Origin of the sequence: Saccharopolyspora terrae (assembly GCF_004348435.1) — a bacterium.
In the GTDB taxonomy this organism is placed as follows: Bacteria; Actinomycetota; Actinomycetes; order Mycobacteriales; family Pseudonocardiaceae; genus Saccharopolyspora; species Saccharopolyspora endophytica.
The window spans coordinates 1-5,424 of the sequence record NZ_SMKS01000127.1 but is presented as its reverse complement, the minus strand read 5'-3'; the positions used below and the strand labels follow the sequence as shown (position 1 = coordinate 5,424).

Annotated in this window: 6 protein-coding genes; 4 read left to right on the top strand and 2 right to left on the bottom strand. The window is 70.8% G+C overall.

Annotated elements, in window-relative coordinates:
* Positions 1 to 416: 416 nt before the first annotated feature.
* Genes E1181_RS30875 through E1181_RS30865 form a run of 3 tightly spaced genes read left to right on the top strand, consistent with a single transcriptional unit; the run spans position 417 to position 2,694 of the window.
* Positions 417 to 1,304 carry a BKACE family enzyme gene (locus tag E1181_RS30875; RefSeq protein ID WP_132679939.1) on the top strand — a complete coding sequence of 296 codons (888 nt, stop codon included), beginning with the start codon at positions 417 to 419 and terminating at the stop codon, positions 1,302 to 1,304.
* A gap of 17 nt (positions 1,305 to 1,321) precedes the next feature.
* Complete coding sequence (locus E1181_RS30870) at positions 1,322 to 2,275, top strand: 3-hydroxyacyl-CoA dehydrogenase NAD-binding domain-containing protein (protein WP_132679938.1); 954 nt, start codon at positions 1,322 to 1,324, stop codon at positions 2,273 to 2,275.
* Entirely contained in the window at positions 2,272 to 2,694 is a 423-nt protein-coding gene (locus tag E1181_RS30865; RefSeq protein ID WP_132679937.1) for a thioesterase family protein, read from the top strand. Before E1181_RS30870 ends, E1181_RS30865 begins: the two co-directional genes overlap by 4 nt.
* Here E1181_RS30865 and E1181_RS30860 read toward each other — a convergent pair.
* Together E1181_RS30860 and E1181_RS30855 are read right to left on the bottom strand one after the other, a co-directional pair.
* The gene (locus E1181_RS30860; protein ID WP_132679936.1) at positions 2,676 to 3,515 is read right to left on the bottom strand and encodes a MerR family transcriptional regulator; all 840 of its coding nucleotides are present in this window, start codon (positions 3,513 to 3,515) and stop codon (positions 2,676 to 2,678) included. The genes E1181_RS30865 and E1181_RS30860 overlap by 19 nt on opposite strands.
* 39 nt (positions 3,516 to 3,554) lie before the next feature.
* Positions 3,555 to 3,995, bottom strand: a complete 441-nt coding sequence (locus tag E1181_RS30855) for an Rrf2 family transcriptional regulator (RefSeq protein WP_132679935.1) — start codon at positions 3,993 to 3,995, stop codon at positions 3,555 to 3,557.
* Between the two features lie 159 nt (positions 3,996 to 4,154).
* Here E1181_RS30855 and E1181_RS30850 point away from each other — a divergent pair, with 159 nt between their 5' ends.
* Positions 4,155 to 5,273, top strand: coding sequence for an NADH:flavin oxidoreductase (locus E1181_RS30850; RefSeq protein ID WP_132679934.1), 1,119 nt, complete (start codon positions 4,155 to 4,157; stop codon positions 5,271 to 5,273).
* Positions 5,274 to 5,424 lie beyond the last annotated feature (151 nt).

Here is a 5,424-nt window from a genome sequence, read left to right as displayed (position 1 = left end):
CCCTGACCCGCCACACCCCCGATCAAACCCACAACCCCGATTACCGCCGTATTCAGGCACCGGAAAACGGCCGTATTCGGGTCCCGGAAAACGGCCGTATTCGGTTTCGGGGTGAGTCGAGCACCCGACCAGCGGATTGCGACTGACTGACTCCTCAGTTGAATGTTGCGATTTGCGCATGGTGTCGGTACGGTCCGGTGCGTGTTGGACGGCGGGTGGGTCGAGCGGGTCCGGCCCCGGTTCCCCGTGGCGGCCCGGCAGGTGGTCGCCGCGCGCGTCGCGCCGGCGCGCGGGACGTCGGCCGCCAGGATCCACCACCACTCCCCCGGCCGCTCCGCGGAGCGACGCGCCGGGCGCCCCCACGAGTCCATCCGACGCGAGATGGTCCGCACCGCAACGAGCTTGAAGGAAGAGCGATGAACGAAGAGGTCATCATCACCGCGGCGCTCACCGGCGCCGGCGACACCGTCGGCAAGAGCCCGCACGTGCCGGTCAGCCCGGAGCAGATCGCGCAGTCGGCCGTGGAGGCGGCGAACGCGGGCGCGGCCGTGGTCCACGTGCACGTGCGCGACATCGAGACCGGCCAGGGCACGCGCGACGTGTCGGTCTACCGGGAGACGGTGCGGCGGATCCGCGAGTCCGGCGTGGACGTGGTGCTGAACCTGACCGCGGGCATGGGCGGCGACCTGTTCATCGATCAGGACGACCCGCTCAAGCCGGTCGACGGAACCGACCTGGTCAACGGCCTGGAGCGGCTGCCGCACGTCGAGGAGCTGCTCCCGGACATCTGCACGCTGGACTGCGGTTCGCTGAACTTCGGCGACGGCAGCCAGCTCTACATCTCCACCCCGGACATGCTGCGGGCGGGCGCCAAGCGCATCCAGGAGCTGGGCGTGAAGCCCGAGCTGGAGATCTTCGACACCGGCCAGCTGTGGTTCGCCAAGAAGATGATCGAAGAGGGCCTCATCGACGCCCCGCCGCTGTTCCAGCTGTGCATGGGAATTCCCTACGGCGCTCCGGTCGACCCCGGCGTGCTGCAGGCGATGGTGAACATGCTGCCGGAGGGCGCGAACTGGGCGAGCTTCGCCATCGGCCGCAACCAGCTCCCGTGGGTCGCGCAGTCGGCGCTGCTCGGCGGGCAGGTCCGCGTCGGCCTGGAGGACAACCTCTACCTGAGCCGCGGCGTGAAGGCCACCAACGCGCAGCTGGTCGAGCGCGCCGTGACCATCATCGAGGGCATGGGCGCCAAGATCGCCACCCCGGACCAGGCCCGCGCCAAGCTCGGCCTCAAGCCCCGCTCCTGAACCGAAGGGAATCCACTGTGGACAACGAGACCGCATCGCGGGTCCGCCACGTCGCCTGCATCGGCGCGGGAGTGATCGGCGGCGGCTGGGCAGCGCACTTCCTGGCCCGCGGCTACCGGGTCACCGCGTGGGACCCGGCGCCCGACGCGGCCGAGAAGCTCCGGCGACTCGTCGACGCCGCCTGGCCGGCGCTGACCGAGCTCGGGCTGGCCGACGGCGCCTCCCGGGACAACCTCACCGTCGCCGACACCCTCGACGAGGCCGTCGCCGAAGCGGAGTTCGTGCAGGAGAGCGCGCCCGAGGACCTCGCGCTCAAGCAGGACCTGCTCGCCAAGATCGACGCCGCGACCCCGGCCGGCGTGGTGATCTCCTCGTCGACCTCGGGCTACCCGATGACCGACATGCAGACCCGGTGCGCGAACCCGGGCCGCCTGGTCGTCGGGCACCCGTTCAACCCGCCCTACCTGATCCCGCTGGTGGAGGTCGTCGGCGGCGAGTCCTCCGAGCAGTGGGCGGTGGACTTCGCGGCGGAGTTCTTCGAGGTCGCGGGCAAGCACGTGATCAAGATGGACCGCGAGGTCCCCGGGTTCATCGCCAACCGCCTGCAGGAGGCGATCTGGCGCGAGGCGCTGCACATGGTCGACAACGGCGAGGCGACCGTGGAGCAGATCGACGCCTCCATCACCGAGGGGCCCGGGTTGCGCTGGCCGCTGCTGGGACCGTGCCTGACCTTCCACCTCGCGGGCGGCGAGGGCGGCATGGCGCACATGCTCGACCACTTCGGGCCGTCGCTGAAGTCGCCGTGGACCCGGCTGGAGGCGCCGGAGCTCACCCCCGAGCTGCGCGACCGCATGGTCGACGGGTGCGAGGAAGCGGCCGACGGCCGGAGCATCCCGGAGCTGGTGGCCGACCGGGACAAGGCCGTCATCGCGGTGATGCGCGCGGTCAACGAGGTCCGGGGGGCGCGATGATGATGCGGCAGCAGGTCCGTCCTGAGTGGATCGACTACAACGGTCACCTCAGCGAGGCCTACTACGTGCTGGTCTTCGGCTTCGCCACCGACGCCCTGATGGAGCGGATCGGCATGGACTCCGACTACCTGAAGCGGACCGGCTGCTCGCTCTACACGGTCGAGGCCCACGTCCGGTACCTCCGCGAGGTCCCTCCGGGCTCGGAGATGCTCATCACCACCAGGGTCGTCGAGGTGGGCGCCAAGAAGCTGCGCCTCTGCCACGAGATGGTGGTGGACGACGTCCTGCGGGCCACGACGGAACTCGTCGCCCTGCACGTGGATTCCGAGCAGGGCCGCACTTCCCCGTTCCCGGAGGACATCGCCGAGGCCCTCACCACCCGCCTCGAGGACGCCCCGGACTACGCGGGGCGCGTCTGAGCCGCGACGGCCTTCTGCAGGTAGCGGCGCAGGGCCTGGTGCTGCGCCGGTGAGAGTTGCGGGACCTCGGAGTTCATCGCCTGGATGGCGAGGGCTTTGATCTCCGGGTCCTGCTCCTCCTCGGCGGCCAGGTCCCGCCAGAGGGCGTCGCCGTCGATGCCCGCCGCGAGTTCGGCTTCGCGCACGGCGTCGGCGAGTTCGAGCTGGTCCTGGGCGCACTGCTCGACCCTCGGATCGTCGGGCTCGGCCGTGGCGAGGTGGTCGTAGTGCTCGGTGACCCGGGCGGCCAAGGCGCGCAGGTGCTCATCGGTGTCGGCGAGGTTGTCGGTGGCGGCCTGCAGGACGGCGCGCTGCGGGCCGAACGCCTTCTCCACGAGTAGCAGCATGTCCCGCTGCTGGTCACCGGGAACACCGGCGTGGCGCCGCAGGCGCGCGACCTGCTCGCTCTCGTCGCCGATCTCGCCGATCAACGCCGGCGCGCCGCCGGCGGCGCGCACCAGGCGCAGCGACTCGCGCTGCCGGGCGATGCGCTGCTCCTGCTCGGCCAGGTCGCGTTCGACGCCGTCGAGCAGGTCGGCGAGCTCGGTGGTCCCGTCGGCCACGCCCTCGATCTGCGACAGGCTCAGGCCGAGGTCGACGAGCTTGCGGATCAGCAGCAGGCGGGCGATCGCCGAGGTCCGGTAGACCCGCCGACCGGCGGAGTCCCGCTCGGCCTCGCCCAGCAGACCGATCTGGTGGTAGTGGCGAACGGTGCGGGGTGAGACGTCGGCGAGCTCGGCGACCTGTCCGATCGTCAGCGGCTTGTGCTCCAGCGGGTTCATGGCGACCAGACAACCAGTTGACGCAGCGTCAACCGCAAGTCATCGGTGCGCCGGTTCCAGCGCGCGGATCTCGCGAACGCTGTCGGCCAGGGTGCGGTCGCCCAAGGAGGCCAGCACGGCCCGCTCGGCTTCGGCGGTGAGGTTGGCGAAGAACTCGCCGGTGCGCGCGGCGACCATGCACACGTGCTCGCCGTTGGGTGAGCGCGCCCACAGCGGCTTGTCGCCGACGGCGCAGCGGTAGATGTCGGCGAGCGTGATCTCCTCGGCCGGCCTGCCCAGCCTGGCACCGCCGCCGCGACCCTTGGTGCAGATCACGAGCCCTTCGGCGTGCAGCGGGACGAGCAGCTTGCGCACGAGGCTGGGGTTGGTGCTCAGCTCCTCGGCGAACTGCGTGGAGCTGCGGACCTCCGAGCCCTCCTCGGCCGCGATGGCCAGCCGCATCATCACCTGAAGCGCGCGGCAGAACCGGATGTCGAGCATCTCCTCACCTCCGTCCCCGAGTCGCACCGAAGTCTAACAACGCCCCCATAATAGCGACTGTCACAGTTGCAGTTTCCTGAATCGAATATGTAAGTTTGTCTTGCACACTTCAAGCTCCGGGACTCCACTCCTGGAACGCATCGACAGGAGAGCACCGCTGTGAGCAGTCGCGCTTCGCAGGCACTGGCCCGCCCGTTCACCCTCGGTTCGGCCGAGCTGCCCAACCGCATCGTGATGGCGCCGATGACGCGGCAGAAGTCCCCGGGCGGCATCCCCGGCGAGGACGTCGCCGCTTATTACGCGCGCCGCGCCGCCGCGGGCACCGGCCTGATCATCACCGAGGGCACCTACGTCGACCACGCCTCGGCGGGCTTCAGCGGTGACATCCCCCGCTTCCACGGCGAGGAGCAGCTGGCGGGCTGGTCGCGCGTGGTCAGGGCCGTGCACTCCGAGGGCGGCAAGATCATGCCGCAGCTGTGGCACGTGGGCATCCAGCGCCCGGCTGGCGCCGGCCCCTTCCCGGAGGCCCCGGTCGTCGGCCCGTCGGGCGTCGGCCTGGACGGTGCGCCGGGCGCCGGTTCCCCGCTGACGCTGTCGGACATCGACGACCTGATCAACGCCTTCGCGGAGGCAGCGTGGGCCGCCGAGCGCATCGGCTTCGACGGCATCGAGCTGCACGGCGCGCACGGCTACCTCATCGACCAGTTCCTGTGGGAGCGCACCAACCGGCGCACCGACGCCTTCGGCGGCGACCCGGTCGAGCGCACCAGGTTCGCGGTCGACATCGTCAAGGCGATCCGGGAGCGCGTCGCCCCCGACTTCCCCGTCGTGCTGCGCTTCTCGCAGTGGAAGGCCGACAACTACGACGCCAAGCTCGCCGAGAACCCCGACGAGCTCTCGGCGATCCTCACGCCGCTGGCCGACGCCGGTGTCGACGCCTTCCACGCCTCCGGCCGCCGCTACTGGGAGCCGGAGTTCCCGGAGTCGGGCTCGGAGCTCAACATCGCGGGCTGGGCGAAGAAGGTCACCGGCAAGCCCGTCATCACCGTCGGGTCGGTCGGCCTGGACGCGATCTTCGACGCCGCCTCGCTGGCGGGCAAGGGCGCCGGTGTGGAGAGCATCGAGCGGCTGCTGGAGCGCTTCGAGCGCGATGAGTTCGACATGGTCGCGATCGGCCGCGCGCTGCTGGCCGACCCGCTGTGGGGCCAGAAGGTCCTGGAGGACCGCCAGCACGAGCTCGTCCCGTTCACCAAGGACGCCCTGGTGAACCTGTACTGATCTCGGCGAGACCGGGAGGGGCGCAGCGCGCGGGTCCGCGTGCTGCGCCCCTCCTCGCTATCCCGCGGGTTCGGTCGTGGTGGTGGCCGCCGGTGAGGTCGTGGGCGCGGGCTCCGGCGGTGGCGTGCTGCTGGACGGCGGGGGTTCGCTC